The 23,841-nt window shown below is 67.6% G+C and carries 22 protein-coding genes and 2 pseudogenes; 14 read left to right on the top strand and 10 right to left on the bottom strand.

Annotation, left to right across the window (positions count from 1 at the left end; genetic code table 11):
- Positions 1–60: 60 nt before the first annotated feature.
- Positions 61–1,161, bottom strand: coding sequence for a Gfo/Idh/MocA family protein (locus tag ACIBP6_RS06980; protein ID WP_397049609.1), 1,101 nt, complete (start codon positions 1,159–1,161; stop codon positions 61–63).
- A gap of 83 nt (positions 1,162–1,244) precedes the next feature.
- Here ACIBP6_RS06980 and ACIBP6_RS06975 point away from each other — a divergent pair, with 83 nt between their 5' ends.
- Both ACIBP6_RS06975 and ACIBP6_RS06970 read left to right on the top strand, forming a co-directional pair.
- Positions 1,245–2,423 (top strand): XylR family transcriptional regulator, encoded by a 1,179-nt coding sequence (locus ACIBP6_RS06975; RefSeq protein ID WP_397049607.1) that lies wholly within the window; start codon positions 1,245–1,247, stop codon positions 2,421–2,423.
- Positions 2,424–2,676: 253 nt separating this feature from the next.
- Positions 2,677–3,471 (top strand): DUF6461 domain-containing protein, encoded by a 795-nt coding sequence (locus ACIBP6_RS06970; protein ID WP_397049605.1) that lies wholly within the window; start codon positions 2,677–2,679, stop codon positions 3,469–3,471.
- Between the two features lie 240 nt (positions 3,472–3,711).
- Here the strand turns inward: ACIBP6_RS06970 and ACIBP6_RS06965 are convergent, their stop codons facing one another.
- Entirely contained in the window at positions 3,712–4,164 is a 453-nt protein-coding gene (locus ACIBP6_RS06965; protein ID WP_397049604.1) for a MarR family transcriptional regulator, read from the bottom strand.
- A gap of 94 nt (positions 4,165–4,258) precedes the next feature.
- On the opposite strand from ACIBP6_RS06965, the gene ACIBP6_RS06960 reads away from it, so the two are divergent.
- Complete coding sequence (locus ACIBP6_RS06960; protein ID WP_397049602.1) at positions 4,259–5,098, top strand: alpha/beta fold hydrolase; 840 nt, start codon at positions 4,259–4,261, stop codon at positions 5,096–5,098.
- Between the two features lie 889 nt (positions 5,099–5,987).
- Here the strand turns inward: ACIBP6_RS06960 and ACIBP6_RS06955 are convergent.
- Entirely contained in the window at positions 5,988–6,896 is a 909-nt protein-coding gene (locus ACIBP6_RS06955) for a dioxygenase (RefSeq protein ID WP_397049600.1), read from the bottom strand.
- A gap of 110 nt (positions 6,897–7,006) precedes the next feature.
- On the opposite strand from ACIBP6_RS06955, the gene ACIBP6_RS06950 reads away from it, so the two are divergent.
- Positions 7,007–7,615, top strand: a complete 609-nt coding sequence (locus tag ACIBP6_RS06950; protein ID WP_397049599.1) for a CocE/NonD family hydrolase — start codon at positions 7,007–7,009, stop codon at positions 7,613–7,615.
- Here the strand turns inward: ACIBP6_RS06950 and ACIBP6_RS06945 are convergent.
- On the bottom strand, positions 7,572–8,492 hold the full coding sequence (locus ACIBP6_RS06945) for an NmrA family NAD(P)-binding protein (protein WP_397049597.1): 921 nt from the start codon (positions 8,490–8,492) through the stop codon (positions 7,572–7,574). The genes ACIBP6_RS06950 and ACIBP6_RS06945 overlap by 44 nt on opposite strands.
- A gap of 178 nt (positions 8,493–8,670) precedes the next feature.
- Positions 8,671–8,958, bottom strand: a complete 288-nt coding sequence (locus ACIBP6_RS06940; RefSeq protein WP_397049595.1) for a DUF4158 domain-containing protein — start codon at positions 8,956–8,958, stop codon at positions 8,671–8,673.
- A 232-nt stretch (positions 8,959–9,190) separates the two neighbouring features.
- Here ACIBP6_RS06940 and ACIBP6_RS06935 point away from each other — a divergent pair.
- Both ACIBP6_RS06935 and ACIBP6_RS06930 read left to right on the top strand, forming a co-directional pair.
- Positions 9,191–9,370 (top strand): annotated as a pseudogene (locus tag ACIBP6_RS06935) (DUF4158 domain-containing protein); the annotation flags it as partial.
- A gap of 59 nt (positions 9,371–9,429) precedes the next feature.
- Positions 9,430–9,744: pseudogene (locus ACIBP6_RS06930) on the top strand (Tn3 family transposase); the annotation flags it as partial.
- On the opposite strand, the gene ACIBP6_RS06925 reads toward ACIBP6_RS06930, so the two are convergent.
- Positions 9,692–10,327, bottom strand: coding sequence for an MFS transporter (locus ACIBP6_RS06925; protein WP_397049593.1), 636 nt, complete (start codon positions 10,325–10,327; stop codon positions 9,692–9,694). The pseudogene ACIBP6_RS06930 and the gene ACIBP6_RS06925 overlap by 53 nt on opposite strands.
- A gap of 187 nt (positions 10,328–10,514) precedes the next feature.
- Positions 10,515–10,967: a MarR family winged helix-turn-helix transcriptional regulator gene (locus ACIBP6_RS06920; protein ID WP_397049591.1), complete on the bottom strand. Its 453-nt coding sequence runs from the start codon at positions 10,965–10,967 to the stop codon at positions 10,515–10,517.
- 118 nt (positions 10,968–11,085) lie between these two features.
- On the opposite strand from ACIBP6_RS06920, the gene ACIBP6_RS06915 reads away from it, so the two are divergent.
- The 4 genes from ACIBP6_RS06915 to ACIBP6_RS06900 all read left to right on the top strand — a co-directional run bounded on the left by ACIBP6_RS06915 (position 11,086) and on the right by ACIBP6_RS06900 (position 14,132).
- Positions 11,086–11,544 (top strand): MarR family winged helix-turn-helix transcriptional regulator, encoded by a 459-nt coding sequence (locus tag ACIBP6_RS06915; RefSeq protein WP_397049589.1) that lies wholly within the window; start codon positions 11,086–11,088, stop codon positions 11,542–11,544.
- A 213-nt stretch (positions 11,545–11,757) separates the two neighbouring features.
- Positions 11,758–12,507, top strand: coding sequence for a serine hydrolase (locus ACIBP6_RS06910; protein WP_397049587.1), 750 nt, complete (start codon positions 11,758–11,760; stop codon positions 12,505–12,507).
- A 52-nt stretch (positions 12,508–12,559) separates the two neighbouring features.
- Positions 12,560–12,718 carry a hypothetical protein gene (locus ACIBP6_RS06905; protein WP_397049585.1) on the top strand — a complete coding sequence of 53 codons (159 nt, stop codon included), beginning with the start codon at positions 12,560–12,562 and terminating at the stop codon, positions 12,716–12,718.
- Positions 12,719–12,839: 121 nt separating this feature from the next.
- On the top strand, positions 12,840–14,132 hold the full coding sequence (locus tag ACIBP6_RS06900) for a hypothetical protein (protein ID WP_397049583.1): 1,293 nt from the start codon (positions 12,840–12,842) through the stop codon (positions 14,130–14,132).
- 680 nt (positions 14,133–14,812) lie between these two features.
- On the opposite strand, the gene ACIBP6_RS06895 is transcribed toward ACIBP6_RS06900, so the two are convergent.
- The 3 genes from ACIBP6_RS06895 to eboE form a co-directional block, all read right to left on the bottom strand.
- On the bottom strand, positions 14,813–15,589 hold the full coding sequence (locus tag ACIBP6_RS06895) for a helix-turn-helix domain-containing protein (RefSeq protein WP_397049581.1): 777 nt from the start codon (positions 15,587–15,589) through the stop codon (positions 14,813–14,815).
- Between the two features lie 62 nt (positions 15,590–15,651).
- Positions 15,652–16,437, bottom strand: coding sequence for an SDR family NAD(P)-dependent oxidoreductase (locus ACIBP6_RS06890; RefSeq protein WP_397049580.1), 786 nt, complete (start codon positions 16,435–16,437; stop codon positions 15,652–15,654).
- Positions 16,438–16,467: 30 nt separating this feature from the next.
- Entirely contained in the window at positions 16,468–17,673 is a 1,206-nt protein-coding gene (gene eboE, locus ACIBP6_RS06885; RefSeq protein ID WP_397049578.1) for a metabolite traffic protein EboE, read from the bottom strand.
- Positions 17,674–17,925: 252 nt separating this feature from the next.
- Here eboE and ACIBP6_RS06880 point away from each other — a divergent pair, with 252 nt between their 5' ends.
- The 4 genes from ACIBP6_RS06880 (at position 17,926) to ACIBP6_RS06865 (ending at position 23,824) form a co-directional block, all read left to right on the top strand.
- Positions 17,926–18,939, top strand: a complete 1,014-nt coding sequence (locus tag ACIBP6_RS06880; protein WP_397049576.1) for an ABC transporter permease — start codon at positions 17,926–17,928, stop codon at positions 18,937–18,939.
- A 75-nt stretch (positions 18,940–19,014) separates the two neighbouring features.
- Positions 19,015–20,124, top strand: coding sequence for a substrate-binding domain-containing protein (locus ACIBP6_RS06875; protein WP_397049574.1), 1,110 nt, complete (start codon positions 19,015–19,017; stop codon positions 20,122–20,124).
- Positions 20,125–20,191: 67 nt separating this feature from the next.
- Positions 20,192–22,714, top strand: coding sequence for an ATP-binding cassette domain-containing protein (locus ACIBP6_RS06870; RefSeq protein ID WP_397049572.1), 2,523 nt, complete (start codon positions 20,192–20,194; stop codon positions 22,712–22,714).
- A gap of 45 nt (positions 22,715–22,759) precedes the next feature.
- Entirely contained in the window at positions 22,760–23,824 is a 1,065-nt protein-coding gene (locus tag ACIBP6_RS06865; protein ID WP_397049570.1) for a 2,3-butanediol dehydrogenase, read from the top strand.
- Positions 23,825–23,841: the final 17 nt, after the last annotated feature.

Genomic DNA, 23,841 nt, shown 5'->3' with positions numbered 1-23,841 from the left:
GGCCGGCGGGAGCTGAGACCCGCGGCGACGCGACGGACGCGGTCGCCGTCATACCGCTGCTTACTCGTAACTCGGGATCATCACTCGTGTTCCGCCGCTCATGGCCGATTGGTGGGCGCAGATGCCCACAGACGTCCAGTTCGCCGCGGTGACTTCATCGATCGCAGGTTTACGCTCCTCGACAATGCTGCGGACGAACTCGTGCGCCAGGTGTGGGTGAGAGCCGCCGTGGCCACTGCCTTGAACGAACGAAAGGTGCTCGTTCTCGCCGTCGTAGACGCCCCGCGTCGTGTATCGCGCGATCTGCTCCGGCAACCGATGGGCGAAGTCAGGGATCTCGATGATTTTCGGAGTCTCGCCGACGTGCAGAACGTGGCCAGATCCTTGCGTCTGTTCCCACTCGAACGTCGCCTGATCGCCGAAGACGGTGAAGCTTTCGACGTATTCGTGAGCCGTCTCGAAGAGCGAGCGTGCGACCTCGGCGCCGATGGGCGAGTCACGAATGGTGATGATCGCGCTCTCCACGGCGAACGGCGACCCGTATTTGCCGGTGAGCTCGGGGGAGATCCGTCCCGAGCCGATGCACACGACGCTCTCGGCCAGCGCGCCGGCCAGACTCAGTACGGGACTCACCGCATGGGTCGCGTAGTGCATGGGGGGAAGGCCCTCCCAGTATCCCGGCCATCCGGCCATCTCCTGGTGGTGCGCCCCGCGGAGGAACTGGATGCGGCCTATTGTGCCGTTCTCCACGAGATCCTTGACGTGCAAGAACTCGCGGGAATAGACGACCGTCTCCATCATCATGTAGTTCTTGCCGGATTCCCGCACGGCCGCGGTGATCGCCCGGCACTCCTCGAGTGTGGTGGCCATCGGCACGGTGCACGCCACGTGCTTGCCCGCGCGAAGGGCCGCGATCGTCTGCTGCGCGTGGTCCGGAATCGGAGTGTTGATGTGCACCGCGTCGATGTCGGGGTCCTCGATCATCTCGGCGAAGCCGGTGAACCGGCCCGGGACGCCGAAACGGTCGGCGATCTCGTGCAGCGCGCTCTCGGTCCGTTGGCACACAGCCACGAGTTCGGCGTCCGGGTGGTCTTGATAGATCGGCACGAATTCCGCCCCGAAGCCGAGTCCGGCAATGGCCATCCGTACTTTCTGCGTCATCGTTGACCTCCTGTGTGGTGACGCTACGGAGGGCAGAAGAGGTCAACCATGCGCAATCCAGCATCAGATCTTAGATTTCTTACATGCCGTTACACGAGACTCGACACGTCGCGCTGTTGGTGGAAACCTCGAACGCGTACGCTCGCGGCGTTCTTGTCGGAGTGAAGAAGTACGTCGAGGAACACCCTGGCTGGTCGATGTACCTGGCCGAGCACAGCCGCCACGAGACAGACTTCTCATGGCTCGAAGGCTGGCATGGTGACGGAGTGCTGGCCCGGATCGAGAACGAGGAGACGGCTCGATTCATCCGGCGGCTCGGTCTCCCGACCGTCGATCTCAGCGCGGGACGACTGGTGCCGGAACTGCCCGGCGTCGAGACCGACGACGACACGATCGCACGATGGGCAGTCGAGCACTTCGCTCAGCGCGGCCTGCGAAACTTCGCCTTCTGCGGGGACGAGCGGTTCGGCTGGTCGGTGAAACGGGCTGAGTGGTTCGCCCAACATGTTCGCGAACATGGGTTGACGCCACACGAGTTCCGGATGAAGCCGTCTGGAATGCGCGCCACCGACCGCGAGCTCCTCGCAAAGTGGCTCCTGGACCTCCCCAAACCGGTGGGTGTGCTCGCCTGCTACGACATCGCAGGTCAAGAGGTGCTGGAGGCGTGCAAGATGGACGACCTGGCAGTGCCCGACTCAGTTGCCGTCATCGGCGTCGACAACGACGAGCTCATCGGCAACCTGACGACGCCCCCACTGTCAAGCATCGAGCCGGACACGACGAGGACGGGATACCTGGCCGCAGGGCTTCTGGACCTGATGATGCAAGGTCACTCCCTTGAGCCAGGCCTGAGACTGATAGAACCGACGCGGATCGTCGCCCGGCAGTCGTCGGACATCCTCGCCGTGGACGATCCGCTCGTCGCCGAGGCCCTGCGGTTCATCCGGGATCGCTCGGACCGGAATCTCGCGGTGGCCGCGGTGCTCCGGCACGTCGGGCTTTCGCGGCGCGCGCTCGACCATCGGTTCGTGCGGATCCTGGGCCGGACGGTCCACAACGAGATCATGCGCGTCCGCATGGGCCACGTCGCCGAACTGCTGTCCTCCACGGAGTGGACGCTCCAGCAGATCGCGGAGCGGCTCAACTTCAGCCACTCCGAGTACATGGGCGTCGTGTTCAAGAAGTACACCGGCAAGTCGCCGGGCCAGTACCGCCGGACAGTGACCGGATCCGTCGCACGTCAAGCGTTCTTTCGGGAGTGACCGCATACCTGCGCGAGCAGGTGTCGATGGGGCCGGCCGGCTCGCCGAAGGTCAGGTGCAGGCGCGGGCACGATTGGTGCTTGCCGACATCTTCCCGGCAAGCCCGGCTTCTGAAGCGCTTCCTGCGAGAGCCGGCGGTCCTCGTGACTCGCCTCCAGCCGGACCTGATTCTGATGAGGGCGGTCAGTCGGATCAGGGCGCCGTGAAAGGGTGCTAGCAGACGAACGTCGAACCCATCGGTAAGTTTCTGATCATGTCCGATGCCGACTTCACCCCCCTCCGCGTCACCCACCGAGCGCACGGGCGTGACACCTCCCACCGCATTCGCACATGGGCGAAGGAGAAGGGCTACACCGTCAGTGAACGCGGCCGGATAGCTCCAGAGATCATTGAGGCCTTCTTCACCGCTCATCCCGAGGTCTATGAGCAGGCAAGGACGTTCGAGATGGTCCACGCCACCGCGAGGACCCCCGGCGCGTCGCCGGAGGACTACGCATGGGAAAAGAGCAGCAGCCTCCACGACATCTACACGATCGTTTTCGTCCGCAGGCTCGACGAGCACGAGGTGCTCCGCCGACTCGGTGCCGCGGACGAGGACATTCGGCTCATCACGGACGAGGACTACTCCCAGCCGGAGGGACCGGAGATCATCACCGTGAGGCGAATCGAGGACTGGACGATCGCCATCGAGGACTGCGGCTGGCGCAGCCTGCAACAGGAGGTATTGGGGGCCCTGTCGCACAACGGAGGGGAGGCCGTGGCGATGCACCGGCATGACTACGCCCAGCACCAGGTCACCTACGCCGTCGACGGCCGGCTCATCACCGACATCAATCCGGGGTTTCCCAGAGACAGGCAGGGCGTGGATCCCGACCGGCTCAATCGTCACCTCCGTGAGCTGGGCATCGATCCGGCCGCCGGCGACAGCATTGACAACTCCATCCCGGCGGCCCTGGCGCTCGCCAGCCGGATCACCGGCGTCATGCTCACCCCACAACACCTTCGCCGTCCGATCCTCGGCGCTGCCATCCCCGGCGCCTACTTCTGACCCGAGAGGGGCGTCGAGGCGCGCGTCTCTGGCGGGGTTGCGAGCGGCGAGCCGGGCGTTCAAACACCAAGAAGCCCGCCAGTCACTCTCACGAGAGACGGACGTCTGGTTCCTCAGCTGGAGGCGTCCATACGGAGCTTGGCGAGAAGGCGCCGGCCCTTCAAGGTCGGCGACGGCCGCGATCTGCACGGCTTGGCCGGCGCGCTCGCCCTGTGGTTCGGCAGCCCGGCCGCGTGGCGCTCAGTCGCGCAGGCGGCTGAGCGCCTGGGGAGACAGGTTCCGGGCGAGTTCCTCCAGGAGGGCGATGATCTCGGCGACTCTGTGCGGGTCGTCGATGGCCAGCGCTTTGGCCAGGGCTGCGTCGATGGAGGTCGAGCGGACCTGCTCCACGCGGCTGGAGATCTCCAGGGCGGGTTGGATGCAGAGTCGTCGGCGGTCGCGGGCATCGGGTTCCGTGACGACGGCACCCGCCTCCCGCAACCGGGCAACCGCCGCCGACACGGCGCTCTGGGGCAGGCCGGTGCGGGTGACGATCTCGCTGATCGCGCTGCCGGGATGCGTGCGGATGTCGCTGACCACGATCAGCATGGTCCGGGCACTCCCAGGCTGGTCGCCCAGCCCTTTGGTGGGCAGGGCCTCTTCGCCGATCTTCATCAGGGTGCGCCCCAGAAGGAACAGGTCCACTCCGTTCACGTGACCGAGATTACATCGAAAAAGATTCATCGAAGTAGATGTATCAAGGACGATGGAATATGGTGATCGCGACCCAAGGCGAAAGGACCCTCCCATGACCACGACAACCGACTACCTGTCTGTCCCGGGCGCCAGCCTCTACTACGAGATGCGCGGCAACGGCCCCACGCTGCTGATCTCCCAGAGCGGCGAGGGCGACGCCGGACGCAGCGTCGATCTGGTCGATCAGCTCGCCGACACCTACACCGTGATCACCTACGACCGGCGCGGACTGTCCCGCAGCACCCTGGACGACCCCAGCAGCGGTGTGACGATGACCGAACACGCCGACGATGTCCACCGGCTGCTGGCCGCGGTCACTGACGAACCGGCGGCCATGCTCGGCTGCAGCCTGGGCGCGGTCATTGGCCTCCACCTGGCCCTCCGGCACACCGGGCAGCTCAATACCCTCATCGCGCACGAGCCGGTCGCGCCCCACCTGCTGCCCGTTCCGGACCGAGCCCGCCATGAGGCCGAGCTGGCCGAGATCCAGCAGCTCTACCGGGAGCAAGGGCTCGCGCCGGCACTCAAGGCGGTCGCCGAAGTCCTGGGCATCGACCCGGCCAACCCCGACGCCGAACCCGACCTGACGCCGCAACCCATGACCTCGGGGCGGATCGCCAACTTTGGATTCTTCATCGAGCATGACTTCACCGCCCTGATCAACGACACCCTGCCGGTCAACGAACTGGCGCATACCCCTACCCGCATCGTTCCCGCCGCCGGCCGTACCACCCCGCGCACCGTCTTCGACTACCGCTGCGCACAGGAGCTGGCCACGCTGCTCGGCGCCGAGGCCACTGAGTTCCCCGGCGGCCACAACGGCAACACCACCCACCCCCGCGCCTACGCCGTCCAACTGCACCAGATCCTGCAAGCGGCGAAGGTTGGCTGACACTCAGGGCAGCAGTACGCCAACGCGCTTGACCGTGCGGATCACCGGAGCGGTCACTACTCGCACCCGTCCCGAGGAGCCGCCCGCTCGGTCAGGTAGCGGCCAGCGCCCGGCCGGGAGCTTCCGCGAGCACGCCTTGATCAATGACCTACCGCCGGAGGGGCTCGCTGCCCTTTCCGCCAGTTCTGCTCCCCGATTAGCTCGATACGCGCTGGCCCCGGACTTGGTGGCCCTGTCGGGATTAGGTCGTTTGCCGACACCCGAGTCCGGCTCGTTCACGGTGGTCATGACGACTGTGGGGAGGTCGGGAGGCAGGTGACGGTCATGCGGGCTCGACCTCGAAATTTCGGCGCATGGACAGAGAACTACTTCGCACTTGGTTGCAGCTTCGGGAGTACCGGGCCGTGAAATCCGGTCGGCGTGTAGCTGCTGTCGCTGGTCGGCCTGGGCCATCAGGCACGCCTGCACCGCGGGAAGCTCGTCGGCGGGCATGTCGTCCAGCCACTTGACCAGGTGTTCGGGGCTGTCGAAGTAGTCGAGTGATTGTGCCGGTGAGTAGCAGAAGCGTTTGACGGTCAGTTTGGACAGCGCTCGGGGGTTGCTGGGGCAAGGAATGTCGGTGAGAAGTAGCAGCACGGGGAACGCCGTCAGGCCAGGCGGCGTGAGCCCTGGGCGGGCCTGGTCATGGACGGTCGTCGTCTGACTGCAGTCTTCGTCTGGGTCCTTGAGGGCGATGGCATCCTCGCGGGCCGCCGCGACGGCGGCCCGCGGCCATCACCTTCGCGCGACGAGGTACGACGCGCCAGCCGATGTGGGCGGGGCCGACCGGCTCACGGGGCGTGGCGCCGCGCAAGCGGACGGTCGGCGGACACCGCGCCTGGTGACCAGATCAGGCGAGCTCGAAGGAGCGCTTGGCCAGGCCGAGAACGTAGCCGTCGATGGCCGTGCGGGCGGGCTGCTCCGCGTTAGCGGCTGCGCCGAGGGTGATGAAGATCGGCAGGAAGTGGTCGTGCGTAGGGTGGGCGTGCGGCATGCCGGGGGCACGGTCGGCGAATCCGGCGAGTTGATCGACGTCGCCCCGTGCGAGTGCGTCGGCGGCCCAGGCGTCGAACTCCGACGACCAGGCGGGTACGACGCCCGTCTCAAGAGACAGCTGGCCGTGAGTCATGAAGCCGGAACCGACGATCAGAACGCCTTCCGCGCGCAAGGACTTGAGTCTGTGGCCCAGGCTCAGCAGGCGGGCGGGGTCGTGGGTGGGCATCGACATCTGCAGCACGGGTATGTCGGCCAGGGGGTACATCGCCATCAACGGGATCCACGCCCCGTGGTCCAGCCCGCGGGAGGAGTGCTGGTACACCGGTTCGTCGTCCGGCATCATCGCCGCGATGCGCCGGGCGAGGTCGCCGGCGTCAGGGGTGGGGTACGTCATGGTGTAGTAGCGGGAGTGGAAGCCCCCGAAGTCGTAGACCAGGGGGGTCCCCGCTGCAGGTGCGGACAGGGCGAGGGGCGCGTCCTCCCAGTGCGCGGAGACGACGAGGATCGCCTTGGGCTTGGGCAGGGAGTGAGCCCAGTCCGAGAGTTCACGCATCCAGTCGGGCAGGTCGAACAGCGGCGGGGCACCATGACTGAGATACAGGGAGGGCAGAGCACCGTCCGAGGGCACCCACTCCCGCTGGGCGCGGGCCCTGGTGAGGGCCGAGGGGAGAAAGGCGTCGTAGGCAGCGGCAGGAGCCGCGGGGTTGAACAGATCGGTCACGGTGTTCTCCGGTTTCGGCGCTCGCGCGGAATCGGTTGACATGCTGCTCCTAGGGGACGGGACGACGAATTGGAAAGCGGCACCAGCGAGATCAGAAGGTGGCCACTGCGCGCCGCATCGACCTGCCCTCCTGACCGCCTCCGTCCGACCCGGTGACCCACTACCTGCGCGCAGGGGGCCTGCTGTCCGCCCAGCCGCCGGCGGGTCCTGCCCAGCCGTCGCGTTACCGCTACGGCCCCGCGTACCCGACGCGCGGCCTCGGCGGCGCGACGGACCGCGGGGGCGGCGCCAAGGACAACCGCAGGCTGGATGCCCGCCCGGACGTCCTCACGTTCACCAGCGATCCGGTGCGGGCCGAGACGACCATCATGGGCACCGTCACGGTCAGGCTGCACGCCCGCTCGAGCCTTGACCACACCGACTTCTTCGCCCGTCTCTGCGACGTCTCTCCCAAGGGCGCCTCGAAGAACGTGCGCGACGGCATCATCCGCCTCGACCGGGGCGGCACCCGGGAGATGACCATCACCCTGTCTCCCACGGCCCACTGCTGCCTGCGCGGTCACCGCATCCGCCTGCAGATCTCCAGTGGCGCCCACCCCATGTACAGCCGCAACCCGGGCACCGGCGAACCCCTCGTCACGGCCACCGCGATGCGCGCCGCGGACCAGGAGATCCTTCAAGAGGCGGCGCACGCATCGGCGGTCGTGCTGCCCGTCGTCACACCCGCACAAGGTCGCCAGCCCAGTCCTCCAGGGTCGTGAGCGGGATGCCGAAGGCCCGCGCGTACTCCGGGCGGGCGGGCTGACCGGCCACGTTGAGGAATTCGTGCGCCAAGACGCCCGGCCCCGGCATGCCCGCTTCCACGGCCTCCTCCGTGGTCATGTCGGGCGCGGCCAACTCGGTGCCGAAGGCGCCGGAGAGGATCCTGGCGATGTCGGTCATCGGCAGGTAGTCGCCCGCCAGCTCCAGCTCGACCTCGTGGAACCGCCCTGGGTCTGCGAAGGCGGCGGCGGCCGTCGTGCCGATGTCCCGGACCGCGATGAGGGAGAGCCTGGTGGCGGGCTTCAGCACGGTCACGATGCCTCCTTCGAGGCCGCGAGGGAGCAGGTAGGCCACGGACGGGAGGAAGTTCTCCATGAAGAAGGCCGGCTTGATGATCGTCCAGTGCGTGAAGCCGGCCTCGCGCACGAGGTCTTGGGCGCCCGCCTTGGCGGCGTAGACGGGCTCCAGCGGCGACCATCGGCCTTCGGCCCAGCCGGGAGCCTCAGTGTGGCGTCCCGCGCCGGAGAACGACGTGTGCACGAACTGCCGCACACCCGCGGCCCGCGCGCCCTCGACCAGGTTGACCGCCTGGGCCAGCTCGCCCTCGAAGTCGAAGCCGGCGGCCGTCAGCGGGGGCATCTGCACCGAGAAGACGGCTCGGGCTCCCTCCGCGGCCCTGATCACGGAGTCGCGGTCGTTGAGGTCGCCGGTGATGAGTTCGGCGCCGAGCGCCTGGATCGCCACGGCCCGGTCGGTGGCGGGGTCGCGGACCAGTGCCCGTACGGGGACGCCGGCCGCGAGCAGCGCGCGGGCGGTGGCGCCGCCCTGCTGCCCGGTGGCGCCGGTGACCAGGACGGGTGCGGGATCGATGGACATAGCCTCTCCTGACGTGGGCAGACGTTAAACGGCGAACAACGCCGTTTCTGTAGAACGGAGGGCGCCCGGGTGGCCACGCCCGGTATGGCGAGCCATTGGACGCCGCTTCCACAAGACTGAACGTTCTGTCTTGTAGACTGGCAAGAATGTCGCCGTCTGTCAAGACAGAACGTTCTATCTAGAGAGCGCCGGGCCGGATCACCTTGGCCGCCATCAGATACTCGCGCGCCAAGTTGAACAGCAGCGTCGGCGAGTCGTGCTCCATCGCCCGATCCAGCAGGAACTGCTCCAGATCCTTCATCGCCTGGCTGCCCCCCGGGGCCGTCTGCCACTCCAGATACTTGGCGATCTGGCCCAGATGATCCGAGCGGGTCTGATCGCGCTTGCCGTACAACCGCAGCGCCGCCGGCGTCACCCCGAGCCGCTCGGCCACCCGCGCCACCGCCGCCGGCGGCGCCGCCCACATCGTCGGGCACGAACCCCAACCAGGGCAGGACTGCACAGCTGGACCAGCATGCCAAGCCGATCAACAGGCCCGCGCCCACCGGGACGCACGAACGCCACCGGGGTCAAGGAACCGGCGGACAGCCGTTGGCGCTGAGAAGGATCAAGACGCACTTACGACTGAAACGTTCTCACTTGTAACGCGTCGATCACTATGAGTTGATCGCGACCGATATGGCCCTACCGTGCGGGCTATGCCTGCGGAATTTCTGTCTGCCGAGCAGCGGGCCGCCCACGTCTCGTTCATCGAGGTGCCATCGCTGTCAGACCTGGAGAGGTTCTTCTTCCTGGACAGCTTCGACCGGAATGTGATCGCGCAGTCGAGGGCCGATTCTCACCGGCTGGGCGTTGCCGTTCAGATCGGCGCGGTCCGGTACAAGGGGTTGTTCCTGGAGAATCCGCTGGCGGTGCCGTGGCCGGTGCTGGACTACGCCCGATGGATTCCACCTACCGCCGCAGCCTGGGCAAGCAGCTGTCGGTCCAGGAGTCGCGGCACCGCCTCGCGCGCAAGATCTGCCACGGCGACTCCGGCCGGATCCGGCAGGCATATCGGTAAGGCCAGGAGGATCAACTCGCGGCTCTTGGACTTGTCGTCAATGCCGTCGTTTTGTGGAACTCACGATATCTGTCGGCAATTGTGGACCAGTTACGCGCTCAGGACGTAGCGCGGCTGTCCCCGCTGGGCCACGCCCACCTCAACCGCCTGGGTCGCTACGCGATCGCTGGCCGTCCTCGGCGACCCGCTTGAGACCGAAGATCAAGGCAAGGACGCCGACGATGGACATGATCGCGCTGATGAAGTCCGGGCGGGAGACCGACTCGTCCCGGTACTCCGGCAGCACGATCGGGCCGAACCCGATCAGTAGCAGCATGATCGGGACGCCGAGCAGGAAGACCGAGCCCCACTGGAACAGCTCAAGGAACGTACCGCCGATCAGGGGTCCGATCACCGTGCCGAGGCCGAAGAAGCCGGTCCAGGCCCCGATCGCGGCGCCCTGCTGCTTGGGGTCGGTGAACATGATCCGGATCAGAGAGAGCGTGGAGGGCATCAGTGTGGCGCCCGCGAGGCCGAGGAGCGCCCGGGCGGCGATGAGCATCGCCGCATTGACCGCGAATGCCGAGAGCACCGAGGCCACGCCGAACGCGAATGCGCCGATCAACAGCAACTCGGCATTGCTGGGCCGCAGGTCGGCGGTGAGGGCGGGCAGTGCCAGATGCAGGACGGTCAGGTCCATGGCGATCAGCATGGTGGGAAGCGCGAGGACCGCCAGCCCCAGCCATTCTCTTCGGGTCGCCCGCGGTGCGGCCGCGGTACCGACATCGGTACTCAACGGAATCTCCTTGCCTTGTGGTTGAAGGTTGAGGTGTGGACGGCGGCCACGGTGCCGAGCGCCGTCCAGCGACGTGGCGGGTGCGCTGGAGCGGCTCAGACCGGAGTAGACCCGCCGCGATAGACAGGGCGGACGTCTTCAGGTACTCATCCAGCGCCCGACGGAACTGCCAAGCGTTTCTGGCGATTCAGGCGAGGGACAGCAGCGTGTTCGCGCGGGAGAGGACGGTGTTCAGGACGCGGCCGGTGGTGGTCAATTCCTCCTCCGGCAGGTCGCCCCACAGTTTTTCGGTGATCCGGGCGATGGCGGCGCGGACCTGGTTCCACTGGGCCTTGCCGTGCTCGGTCGCTTCGACGATGCCGTCCTGGCTGGTGCGGACCAGATTCGCGGCCGTCAGTTCGACGATGCGCTGGTGTGCCGTGGCCTGGTCGACCTTCAAGGAGCGGGAGACCCGCTCGGCCAGAGCATCGCCGGACAGAGTTCCGTCGCTGACCACGGTCAGCGTCAGCGTCACCCACTGGGGTTCGGTGATGCTGGTGCCGGCTAGATGTCGCTCCAGGAGGGCGTTGAGAGCCTTCTCGGTCTGGCCGATGACCTCGGGGCCGAAGGCGGGCCCGGCCGGCTGTGCGATGGTGGTCATGTCTGGGCTCCTCAGCGTCATAAGAACAATGTTGGCCCAACGTTGGGATGTCCAATGTTGGCCTGGCCAACATTACAGCTAGTCGTGGGTCCTGCCAACAATTTGCTAGATTTGGCTCGTGAATACTCCCGAGGGGCCGCCGCCGGAGCGGCTGCGCGCGCTGCCGAGCAGGTTGACCTACGGTGCGGCATTGATCGCCAACCGGCTTGTGGATCAGGCGCTCGCGCAGGCCGGCGTGCGGCGCTACCACTACTCTTTGCTTGCCACCCTGGAGGAGTACGGCCCGGCCAGTCAGGCCGCCCTCGGTCGCCGCACCGGCATCGATCGCAGCGACATGGTGGCGACCGTCAACGACCTCGCCGAACGGCAACTCCTCGAGCGCGCACCCGACCCAGAAGACCGCCGCCGCAACATCATCACCATCACCCCGGCGGGCCGAAGGCAACTCGCCGACCTTGACCGGCTGATCGCCGCCGCCCAGGACGAATACCTCGCCCCGCTGTCCGCGGCCGACCGGCAGAACCTGATCAACCTGCTCACCCGTTTGGCCGATCACCACGGCGACAAACACCACTAAGGGCGGCCAGCGGCGCCGAGCCGATGAGGACGATGACGGCGGTGGCGAAGTGGATGCCGAAGGCGTGGCTATGCCTGCCGGCTACCGCCCCTGCCCGATTGGTTGCCGTACACTCCGCGAGACCATCACGACGCGACCGGACCAGGTTCAGGCAGCCGTGCAGTGCCACAGCACCGGCTTCCGCATCACGGTGCACGTGGAGCGGGTGGGCGCGTGGACAGCCTGCGCCTGACCCCAGACGAACCCAAGCCGAACTCGTGGACCGAGATCGACACATGGCTGGCCGAGCTGGGAGCAGGCGTATCCTTCGCCGCGGCGCGCATCGAGCCGGACGGACAATGCCGGATCGCGCACGGCCTCGATGCAGACACGCAACGCCCGATCGGCTCGGCCTTCAAGTTGTACGTGCTGGGTGCGCTCGCCCAAGCCGTCGCCGAAGGGCGGCTCTCGTGGAACGAGCAGCTGGCCATCCGCGACGACTACAAGAGCCTGCCCTCCGGCACCCTGCAGAACCGCCCGGCCGGCACCATGCTCCCGCTGTCGGAGGACGCCGATCACATGATCTCGATCAGCGACAACACCGCCACCGATCACCTCATCCACCGGCTGGGCCGGGACGCGGTGCAACGCCAACTGTCGCTGTTCGGCCACCGGCAACCCGATGCGAACGTCCCGATCCTCACCACCAAGGCGTTCTTCCAGCTCAAGGCCACCTCAGATCAGGACCGGGCACGGCAGTATCTGGCCCTGCCGACCCACCAGCGCCTGGCCGCGGTGCTGGAGCTGGAGCGGTTGCCGCTGCCCGGAGTACACGAGATCCTGGTCCCAACCCGGATACATCGTCCAGACCGAGCATTTCGCTTCGCCGGCCGATATCTGCCACGTCTACGCAGGCCTGCTGCGGCTCGACCAGCCCGAGATCCACCATGCTCTCTCGCTCAACGACGACGGACTTCACCTTGACGGCTCCCGATTCCCGGCGGTCTGCTACAAGGGCGGCAGCGAGCCCGGCGTCGTGACCCTGCACTACCTGGCGTGCACCGCCGACGGCCGCGCGCTGGCCGCCCGCCTTATGGTGTCCGACCCCACCACCGCACCCGACACGATCGACATGGCGGTCAAAAGCCAGTCCATCGTCCGGGGAGCGTTTCACCTTCTCGCCCTTCAACGGTGACCGCGCCACAATCCCTCGCCCAGAGGACACGACGGTGCGGACAACCCAGGCGGTCGGCCCACATAAGCCCAAAACCCACATTGGGATGATCTTGGCGGGGGCGAGCCGGGAGGCGTGTGCAGTGACGTCGGTCGAACGGACCGCCTATCGGGTGTTTCCGCGGCTGGTGATGACGCGTGAGCTGTATCTCTTCTACTCCCCCTCGGCCGAGGAGATGGTGTGGGCGCGGGAGAAGACCGACACCGATGAGCACCTGCTGGCGCTAACACTCGCCCTGAAAGATCTTTCAGCGGCTGGGCCGCTTCCGAAAAATCCCGCGAGGTGCCGCCCGTGGTGGTGGAGCACGTGCGGCGATGTCTGGAGTTGGACGAGGATGTCATGCCGGTGTACGCCTCGCCGCGTACGGCGGAGTCGCATCGGGTGCTGGTGCGGCGCCATGAAGGGGGGGGGCTACGCGCCGGCCAGGGCTCGCAAGATCGCGGCCAAGGCGATGGCGAAGGCGGCGCGGGTGAAGAACCACCCGGCCGATCTGATCAACGTGGCGTTGGAGCGGCTGGCCCAGGCTCGGTTGGAGCCGCCGGCGTTCTCCACGCTGGACAGCATGGAGTCGACGATTCGCGGCAAGGTCAACGGTCAGATCTTCCAGACGATCTGGCGGCGGCTGGGCGCCGCCGACCGCGCTCGCATCCAGGCGTTGCTGGTGGTGGGGCCGGGCGGCAAGAGCGACTTGGACCGGGTGAAGAAGCTGGCGCGCCGGGCGAGCTGGTCGAAGTTCAAGGGTCAGGCCGCGCACCTGGCCTGGGTGGAGGGAATCCGCAACACCGAGGCCGTGTCGGAGAGCATCGCCGCTTCCAAGGTCGCCGACTTCGCCGGGGAGGCGGACGCGGCCGACGCTGATGTGCTGGCCCGCTCCTACAGTGTGGAGGCCAAGCGGATCGCGCTGCTGGTGTGCCTGGTGCACACCGCTCGGGCGCGGGCCCGCGATGATCTGGCCGCGATGATGTGCAAGCGGATGGCGGCCACCGCCAAGAAGGCCAAGGCGAAGCTGGAGGAGATCCATCAGCGGCAGCGGCAGGTGGTGGAGAACCTGATTGGCACCTACCGGGGCGTGCTGCAGGGTTTGTTGCCGGGCGGGCCGGTCGAGGTGGCCGAGGTCGCGGCTGCGCAGATGGTGATGATGGCGCTGAGCGCGCTGCGGGGCCAGGACGGAGACCTAGAGGAAGAAGCCGACCCCGGCCGCGCCTGCCGCGAGCCCGCCGGCAGCGCCGGCGGGGATGTCGGGGAGCCGGAGCGGCAGGCGCGGCCGGGGTCGAGGTATTGGTCAAGGCGGTGCGGATACAGGCCGCCGGGGTGGGTCGGTGCGTCAGGTGGTGGAGCGGGCCGGTGGCGCAGCTGGCCGACATCGAGGAGGTGACGGCCAACGACTGGCTCATCTGCCTTTGAGACAGGCCCTCGGCGCAGCGGGTGCACCCGCTGCGCCTCTAATCCGTGGCGTCCTGTTTGTTTTAGTTGATAGGTACGGGCGAAGCCCGTACGTCTGTGGTGATAAGACCTATTTTTAAATTAACCGATCGCCTTTACACTGTAGATTCACAGAGAGGCCGAAGCCTCTCTCAACGCTCATCGTCGGCGACGCCCCCCGCTCGATGTGAGCGGCATCGATAACGCGCACCTGTGCTTCGGCCACGGCATCCACTACGGTCTCGGCGGCGCCCCTGGCCCACGCCGAGACCCAGATCGCGCTCCGCGACCTGCTGACCCGCTTCCCCGAACTCACGCTGGCTGTTTCGCCATCCGAGATCGGCTGGCGTCCGGGCACGGCACGGGCCATGAGCGTGCTTCCCGTCCGCACGACACCGAGTAGCCGTGGCCGCTGGGCGTCGCCGACCAGCACTCGCGCAGGGCTTGCGCGGCTTGATCAATTCCCTTTTGTAGAGGCCTATCTACGATCCATGAGCGCGTTGTCCAGGGCGTCGAGGACCAGCCTGGAGCGTTTGCTGGCCGACGCTGACCAGCCGACGATCGCGCGGGAGTACATGTCCGCGACGTAAATGATTCCGGACCACGCATGACACCGACTCTTCGGCGGCGCTCTCAGTCGTGCTCGTGGTGCACGAACCAGATGCCCCTGGCCGGGACTGTGCCGCGGTTGCGGAACAGGTGGGGGACGGTGGAGTTCAGGCCGAGCGACTGGCCGGCGGACAGGGTGAACGTGTCGAAACCGAAGGTCACCTCGAGTTCCCCCTCGAGAAGGTAGCCGTATTCGAAGCCGTTGTGGCGCAGCATGCGCTCGTCGCTGGTCGAGCTGGCGCCCGGCGGGTAGATGATCTCGATGAAGTCCAGCTGGTGCGCGGTGTTGGTGGCCAGCTGTTCCCAGATGACCCCGGTGTCCATGACGAGGCGGGTCCGGTTTCCCGGCGAGGTCACCGACAGGCGGGCCGTGCGCTTGGTGTCGTCCCACGGCCCTCGCGCGGAGCCTGTATCTGGGCCGCGCTCCGGAGCCTCCTCGGCGTCCTCTGGGCGAAGCAGAGGCGAGATGCCGGGTACGGCGTCCCGTTCCTCGTCGGGCTCGGCCTCGGCGTCCGGGCCGGCCTCGTCGGTCATCTCGCTGTCGTACTCCATCGGTGCCTCCTCGCTTTCGAAGAGATGGTCGACGGACACATTGAGCATCTGCGCCATGGAATACAACGTCGCCACCGAAGGCTGCGACTTGCCGTTCTCGATCTGGGACAGAAAGGACGGCGAGACACTGAGCCGGCGCGCCAGTTCGCGCAGTGACAGCCCTGACTTCCGACGTGCCATCCGCAGCCGGAGCCCGAGGTTGACGGCTGTGGCGTCGTCGGAAGTCTGCGGTGAAGAGGGAGAAGTCAAGAGTGCTCCTTGCTCATGGCGACGACGATGGCGGGGCGGTCCGACGGATCTTCGTGTGGGGCTCAGACCAGCACCATGCCCCCGTCAACCATGATGACCTGCCCAGTCAGGTAGTCGGAGTCCGCGGAGGCCAGAAACAACGCCGTACCCAGGATGTCCTCGCCGGTGGCGACCCGGCCTCTGAGGATGCCCGCGGCGAAGTCGGCCATCGCCTGACCTGGCCTCTCGGCGTCGCCGATGTCCATCAGATCCTGATCGAGCTTAGTCCACAGTGGAGTGTCCACGACGCCTGGCGCGAAGGCGTTGCAGGTGATGTCGTGTTCGGCCAGCGCGCGGGCGGCCGCCTGGGTCAGCGCGTTGACGGCGAACTTGCTCGCGCAGTAGGGCGCGAACGATGGGTAGCCCTGCCGGCCGGCGATGGAGGAGGTGTTCACGATCTTTCCCTGCCGATGGGGGATCATCCGGCGTGCCCCCTCCTGGATGCCGATGAGCGTGCCCATCGCATTGACGTCCATGATGGTGTGCCAGTTCTCCTCGGTCACGTCCATCAGGTGCATCGGCTCGTTGAACCCGGCGTTGTTGAACAGCACGTCCAGCCGGCCGGTCTGCTCGACGAAGGCGTCGAAGGCCGCGATCACCTGGTAGCGCCTGCTCACGTCCGCGGCCAGCGGGATCCCCGTCAGTCCCTCATCGCGTAGTTCTGCGCACACCTCCTCGGCGGCGCCCTTGCGCAGGTCGAGGACGCCCACGGTCGCTCCTTCCCGGGCCAGCCCCAGGGCGAAGACCCGCCCCATGCCGCTTCCCGCCCCGGTGATGATGATGCTCTTGCCCTGCACTCTTCCGGACATCAGCCCTCCTGCTCGTCGTCGTTGGGGTGGTCAGCGTGCGCCGAGTGCGTCGCGTACCCATTCGATCTCGCGGCTGACGTACTCATTGATGTCGCCGGTCTTGAGGTGTTCCGGGAGTACGTCCCAGGTGTAGGTCTCGATCTCAAGGTGATCTGAGAGGGGTGTGCGCCGGTGCAGAGCCAGGGCTGCCTCGATGTTCGACCGGGTTGTCGCGAAACCACCGACCTCGTCGAGGAAGACGGGCACGTGGAAGTGGGTCCGCCATTCCCGTGTGCCGCCCGGGTCGGCGTTCCACGACGCGATGGCGTCACCGAGGTTGAGGAAGCGGGTCAGTCGTCCCTCGCGACGCTCGGTGGTCTGGCTCAGGTAGATCGTGTCGGTGAATTGCTCCAGCGCCTTCACCGCCTCATTGGTGACCTCGGGGATCCACAGCGCCGCCGCCTGCTGCAGCTTGAAGATCGGGATACCGGCCGCCAGCAGTGACTCCAGCGCAGCGGGGATGTCCTCGAACTCCACCGACTGGTGGCCTATGTCGAAGACCACGCCCAGGTGCCTGCGGATCAGGCCGATCGCCTCCGACATCGGGACGGAGGCCAGCCGCGCGAACTCCTCGGTGCCCGAGCGGGAGAAGACCTGCTCCTCGAAGTAGCGCACTGTCTCCTCGGTGGTCTCGAGGAAGCAGAACGGCTCCGGCTCCAGCGCGAGCTTCACCCGGCGACCGGTCCCCCGCTCCAGTACGGCCAGGTGGGCGGCCACCCGGAGCAGGTTGGCGGTGAACGCCGCGACGTATCCGGGCCCGGTGACATGGGGACGGAAGGCCAGTGGAGCGGTCTGGATGGACGGCTCCACGCCGGCTTCGGTGATGTCCGCCAGGACGTCGGCGACGCCCATCGTGTAGGTCGCCCGTTCCTGAGTTGTCCAGTCGGGCTCGTACACCTGCTCCATGACGGAGCGCCCCTTGAACGGTCCGTGCGGGAACGCGTTGACCGTGTAGACGTACAGCTCTTCCTGGCGCAGGAAGCCGAGGAAGTCGGCGCGCTCGGCGGGATCCGCCCGCAGAGCCGCCACCGACGCGCCGGAAAGCCGCAGCGACAGCCCCATCGGGGAGCCGGGGGAAACCCGCCTCTTCACCGCGGGCACGTGGGCGGCGACGCTCGCCCGCATCTCGGCCCAGGTGTCGCCGGGATGGACCAGCGTGGAGTAGGTGAGATGCCCCAGACGGTCGCTGATCTTCATGAGGATGTCCCTTCGCGGGAAGCTTGCGGGGACGTGTCGTCGCCCGAGACCGTGATCAGTCATAGTGAACGACCGCGGACGGCCAGTCAAGGTTAACCGCCCCGAACTGTTCTGTAATAGTGAACAGACATGGCGAAATGTCGGCGTTGAAGACCCGATGCTAGGCTCTTGTTAAGTGTAAGCACACAATGTACATTCCTACGAAACATGTGGCGGCCGTCACTCGGCCCCGTAGGACTGTGAGGTGTGAGCATGGCCCTCCAGGCATCCGAACGCAGCGCGATCACTCCCGGACCGGGGCTCCGCTTTTCCCGGGGCTTGCTGACGGTGAGCATCGCCGTGATCCTGCTCTTCGCCGCCGGCGCCGTCCTGGCGCCGACCAGCGTCGACCACAGCGCGCTCCTCGGAATGCTGCCGTTCGCGGCCGTCCTCGCCATCGCGGCCGTCGGGCAGACCCTCGTGGTGCAGCAGGGGGGGATCGACCTGTCAGTGCCCGGCGCCGTGTCCCTCGCGGTCGTCATCACCACCCATCAGCCGGCCGGGGACGACGACAAGCTCCTCGGCGCACTGCTCTTCGGGCTGGTCGTCGCCATCGGTTTCGGAATCGTCAACGGGCTCCTGATCGGCTGGCGGCGGCTCAACCCCATCGTCGCCACCCTCGGTGTCAACGCCCTGATGTACGCCGTGGTGCTCGGTATCTCCGGTGGGTCCCCCCGGCGTACCACCCAGTTGCTGCGCGAGGTGGCCGGCGGTGTCACCTTCGGCATTCCGCACTCCGTCTACTTCGGAGTCGTCGTGGTCGCCCTCGCCGCCATGGTCATGAAGACCACTGTCGGCGGCCGGCGCTTCGAGGCCATCGGCGCCAACCCCGCGGCCGCGGCCGCCACCGGCCTGCCGGTCACGCGGTATCGCGCCGCCGCCTATATCTGGGCGCAGGTCCTCTACTGGCTGGCCGGCGTCCTGCTCGCGGGGATCATCGCCCAGCCCACCGCCTTCCAGGGCGACGCCTACCTGCTGCCCTCCGTCGCCGCGGTGGTCCTCGGCGGCACCTCGCTCCTCGGAGGCCGTGGCTTCCTCGTGCCCACCGCCATCGCGGCCGTCTTTCTCAGCCAACTCGAGCAGTTCGTCCTCGCCCTCGGCGTCTCCTTCGCCATCCGCACCCTGGTCGAGGCAGCCGCCCTCACCGTCGGTGTCGCTCTCTACACCGTCGACTGGGCCGCGGTGCGACGCAGGTTCGCCGGGCGGCGAACGGCCGCCACGGCCTGACCGATCCACGCGTCGCCGGGCCCTCGCCCGCCACGCCGGGCGCAACGGCAAGCCCCTCAGAAAGGGATCACGTCCATGAACCGTCCCATCCGCCGTTCCAGATTTCTCGCCACCATCGCCGCCGGAGCGCTCGGCCTCGCCCTCGCCGGATGCGGCACCTCGGATGCCGGCTCCGCATCGGAGGCCGTCGCCGGTGGCAACGGCAACGCCCCCGCATGGTGCGGCAGCAAGAAGGCCGCCCTCGGCCTGGCCGACGGCTTCGGTGGCAACAGCTGGCGGCTGATCAGCACCGCCTCCGCGAAAGAGGAGGCCGCCAAGTGTCCGAGCATCACCAGCTTCGAGTACGCCGACGGCCAGGGCAACACCCAGAAGGCGATCGCCGACATCCAGGGCATGGTCGCCAAAGGCGTCAACGCCCTCGTCGTCTTCCCGGACGCGGGCGAGGCCATGCTCCCGGCGTTGCGCAGCGCCTACAACGCCGGTGTGGTCACCGTGCCGTACCGTGTCGCCCCGGGCGGCAAGGCCGGCGAGGACTACGACGTGTTCGTGGACACCAAGTTCGCCAACGACGGACGCAACTGGGGCGAGTGGATCAAAAAGATCCTCCCGGACGGCGGCAACATCCTCTTTCTCAGCGGCCCTCCCGGAAACAGCCAGGGACGGGACGAGGCCGAGGGGCTGCGCTCGGTGCTCGGCACCGACAGCCGGTACAAGTTCATCGGCGAGCAGCCGTTCGAGGTCACCAACTGGGACCCCGCCGAGACGCAGAAGGTGCTGACCTCCGCGATCGCTCAGAACGCGCAGATCGACGTCATCATCTCCGACTTTGGTCCGTCCCTGGTCGGCGCGCTTCCTGTGTTCGAGCAGAGCGGACGTTCCATCCCGGCGATCGCCACGTCCGACGGCAACGTGCTCTCATGCTTCTGGGAAGAGCACAAGGCCAAGAATCCCGACTTCAAGCTCTTCACGGTCTCGACCCAGACCGACCACTCGCGGCTGGCCGTCCAGCACGCGGTCGCCAGGGCCACGGGCGGACAGATCCCCGACTCTTCCACCTTCCCGTCGCTGGTGTTCGAGGACTCCACCTCGGAGGACAAGCCGGTCCAATGCGAACGCGACCTGCCCGACGACATCTACCTCTCCGCCGAGATGTCAGGCGCCGACCAGGCAGCGGTCGTCAAGTAGTGGCGCCGGACGCCACCCCAGGAGCCACCGGAACGATCGAGATCGAGCACCTGCCAAGGACGATGTGATGATCAACCAGTCTCAGGAGACGGCGCTGACCGCGGCACCGCCGACGATGGCGCTGCAGGGCATCTCCAAGTCCTACGCTGCGGTCGCCGCACTGACCGACGTGTCCCTCGAGGTCCTGCCCGGCGAAGTGCACGCACTGCTCGGCGAGAACGGTGCCGGCAAGTCCACCCTCATGGGTGTCGCCTCCGGCACCGTCATCCCGGACCGAGGCACCATCACGGTCCTCGGAGAGGCGGTCGACGAGCTCACCCCCGGCCTGGCGACCAGGATGGGCATCGCGATCGTGCACCAGCACCCCGCGGTCCTCCCCGACATGACGGTGGCGGAGAACATCGCCGTGGCGGTGCCGGAACGCTTCCTCCACGGTGACCGCCGCGCCGCGATGCGCCGCGTTCTTGACCGGGTCGGTTGCACCGCACACCTGCAGGACCGGGTGGGCAATCTCAGCATCGCCCAGAAGCATCTGCTGGAACTGGCCAAGGCGATGGCCGTGGAGCCGCGGCTGCTCATCCTCGACGAGCCCACCGCCCCCCTCGACCGCGACTCCGTCGGGCTGCTGTTCGACCTCGTACGCTCGGCGGCTCGGCAGGGCACCGCCGTGGTGTACATCACGCACCGGCTGGCAGAGGTCCGCGAGCTGGCCGACCGGGTCACCGTGCTGCGGGACGGGCACCACAGCGGCACCGCCGTCGTCGGCGACGTCACCGATGAAGAACTACTCGCCATGATCGTCGGAAGGCGGCTGGAGTACACCTTCCCCGCGAAGCAGCACACCTCCGGTGAGGAGCCGCCGGTGCTCACGGTCGAAGGGTTGTCCGGGGACGGGTTCTCCGACGTCTCGTTCACCGCCCGGCAAGGTGAGATCATCGGCGTCGCGGGGGTCCTCGGCAACGGTCAGAGCGAGCTGCTCCGGGCGCTGGCCGGTCTCGCAGCATGGCACAGCGGCGGCATCGTCATCGGTGGCAGGCGGGTCAACCGCCGGCGATTGCACCGCTCCTCGGCGTACATGCCCGCCGACCGGCACCACGAGGGACTGATGATGTCCATGTCGGTGCGGGAGAACGCCGCGCTGACGGCGCTCGACCGGCTCGGCGCGGGCCGGTTCGTGAGCCGCCGACGGGAGGTCGCGGTCGTCGGCGCCGAACTGGCCGGGCTCAACGTGAAGGCCGCGACGCTGGAGACGCCCATCACCAGCCTGTCCGGTGGTAATCAGCAGAAGGTCGTCATGGCCCGGTCGCTGCTCGGCAAGCCGGACATCCTGCTGGCCGACGAGCCCACGCAGGGCGTCGACGTGGGCGCACGCGCGGAGATCTACCGCATCCTGCGCGAGGTCTCCGGCAGCGGGGTGCCGGTCGTCGTCGCGTCCTCCGACGCCAAGGAGCTGGAGGGGCTCTGCGACCGGGTCATCGTGCTGTCCCGGGGCCACGTCGTGGCGGAGCTGGCCGGGGACGAGGTCACCGAGGAGCGGATGATCCGGGCCGCGATCGAATCGACGGCCCACAAGCGCGCCGAGGAGCACCGGACCACCGCAGGCCGGCTCAGCCCGGTATGGCGGCGCCGGCTGGAGGGCGACTACACCCCCGTCCTCATCCTGGCCGGGGTGATGCTCCTCCTCGGCGCCTACATCTACGCTCAGAACGACCGCTACCTGCTGCCCTTCAACGTCACGTCGGTGATGCTCCTGGTCAGCGCCCTGGGCTTCATCGCGCTCGGCCAGACGGTCGCGCTGATGACCGGCGGCATCGATCTGTCCGTCGGCCCTTTGTCCGGGTTCCTGGTGGTGGTCGGGTCGTTCTTCTTCACCGACGGCCAGTCGGGGCAGATGCTGGTGCTCGGACTGGTGCTCATGGCAGCGCTCGCGGCCTCGACCGGGCTGGTGAACGGGTCCTTGATCAGGTTCGGCAAGTTCACCCCGGTGGCCGCGACCTTGGCGACCTACATCGCGCTGCAGGGATTCAGCTATCTGCTGCGCGACACTCCCGGCGGGCTGATCAGCACCACTGTGACCGACGTCATCACCCTGACGATCGGCCCGGTCCCCATCGCCTTCATCGTGCTGGTCGTTCTCGCCTTCGGTATGGAGTTCCTGCTCCGCACCACCCGATGGGGGCGCAACATCCGAGCGGTCGGCTCCGACGAGGAGTCCGCCCGCCGGCTCGGCGTGCGCTCCACCCGTACGATCATCGCGGGCTACGTCGTGGTCTCGCTCTTCGCCTTCCTGGGAGCACTCATCCTGCTGGCTCAGCTCGGCATCGGCGACCCGGCCCAGGGGGTCAGCTACACCCTCAACAGCATCGCCGCGGTCGTACTCGGCGGGACCAGCCTGCTGGGCGGCCGGGGCACCTTCGTCGGCACCCTCCTGGGCACCGGCCTCATCGTTCAACTTCTCAACGCCACCACGTTCCTCGGTCTGTCACAGACCTGGCAGTACCTCTTCCAGGGGGCCCTGATCGTGATCGCCGCCCTCGTGTACAGCCAGGCGCGCGGTACCGGCCGCACGGCCGAGAGCGCCACCCGTTGACCTCGTGGAAATTCGGCGTACCCGCCGCCGACGAAAGGACAGAACGTGCGAGCAGCGCGCTACTACGGACAGCATGACATCCGCGTGGAGCAGGTAGCCGAGCCGCAGGTCAAGGAACCCGACGATGTGCTCGTCGAGGTCGCCTACTGCGGCATCTGCGGGACCGACCTCCATGAGTACTCCGTGGGGCCGATCGTCACCCCAGTCGCACCGCACCCGCTGACCGGCGCCACGCTGCCGCAGATTCTGGGGCACGAGTTCTCGGCCAGGGTCGCCGCCGTGGGCGCGGCGGTCCGCGACGTCGCCGTCGGCGACCGGGTCTCGATCATGCCGGCCATCGTGTGCGGGCGCTGCCGCTACTGCCGCCGCGGTCAGGGGCACCTGTGCGTACGGTTCGCCTGCACCGGCCTCAGCGCCGAGACGGGCGGGCTCGCCGAGTACGCCCTGGTCAAGGAGTACCAGGTCGCCAAGCTTCCCGACGAGGTGTCCGACGTCGAGGGCGCGGTCATCGAACCGGCCGCGGTAGCCGCCTACGGTGTCGAGCGCGCCGGGGTCACCGGCGGTGACATCGTGCTGGTCGCCGGCGCCGGGCCGATCGGCATCCTGTCCGCGATGTACGCCCGCGCCGTCGGAGCGTCGACGGTCATCATCTCCGAGCCCAACAAGAATCGCTCCGCGCTGGCGGCCTCCCTCGACATCGGCCCTGTGGTGGACCCGGCCACCGGGGAGCTCGACGAGCTCGTGGCGGAGCTGACCGACGGCGACGGCGTGGACCTGGCCGTCGAGTGCTCCGGCAGCACTCCGGGTCTCGCCTCCTGCGTGCGGCAGACCAGGAAGCGGGCCTCGATCGTGCAGACCGGGCTGCACACGCAGCCCGCCACCCTCGACGCGATGGCGCTGTCGGAGAAGGACCTCACGCTCTACGGCAGCTGGTGCTGGAGGATGACCGACTGGCCGCGGATCATCCGCATGGTGGCCTCCGGTGCCTACCCGGTCGGCAAGGCCGTCACCGCCCAGATCTCCCTCGACGACGTCGTCACAAAAGGCTTCGACACGCTGGTCGACCCGCAGGGCGACCAGCTCAAAGTCCTCGTCCGGTCGGGTTCGTGACCCGAGAAAGGAAAGCC

The organism is Nonomuraea terrae (genome assembly GCF_044465245.1).
Taxonomy (GTDB): Bacteria; Actinomycetota; Actinomycetes; order Streptosporangiales; family Streptosporangiaceae; genus Nonomuraea; species Nonomuraea terrae.
The sequence above is the reverse complement of the archived record's forward strand: the minus strand, read 5'-3'. Positions and strand labels throughout refer to the sequence as shown.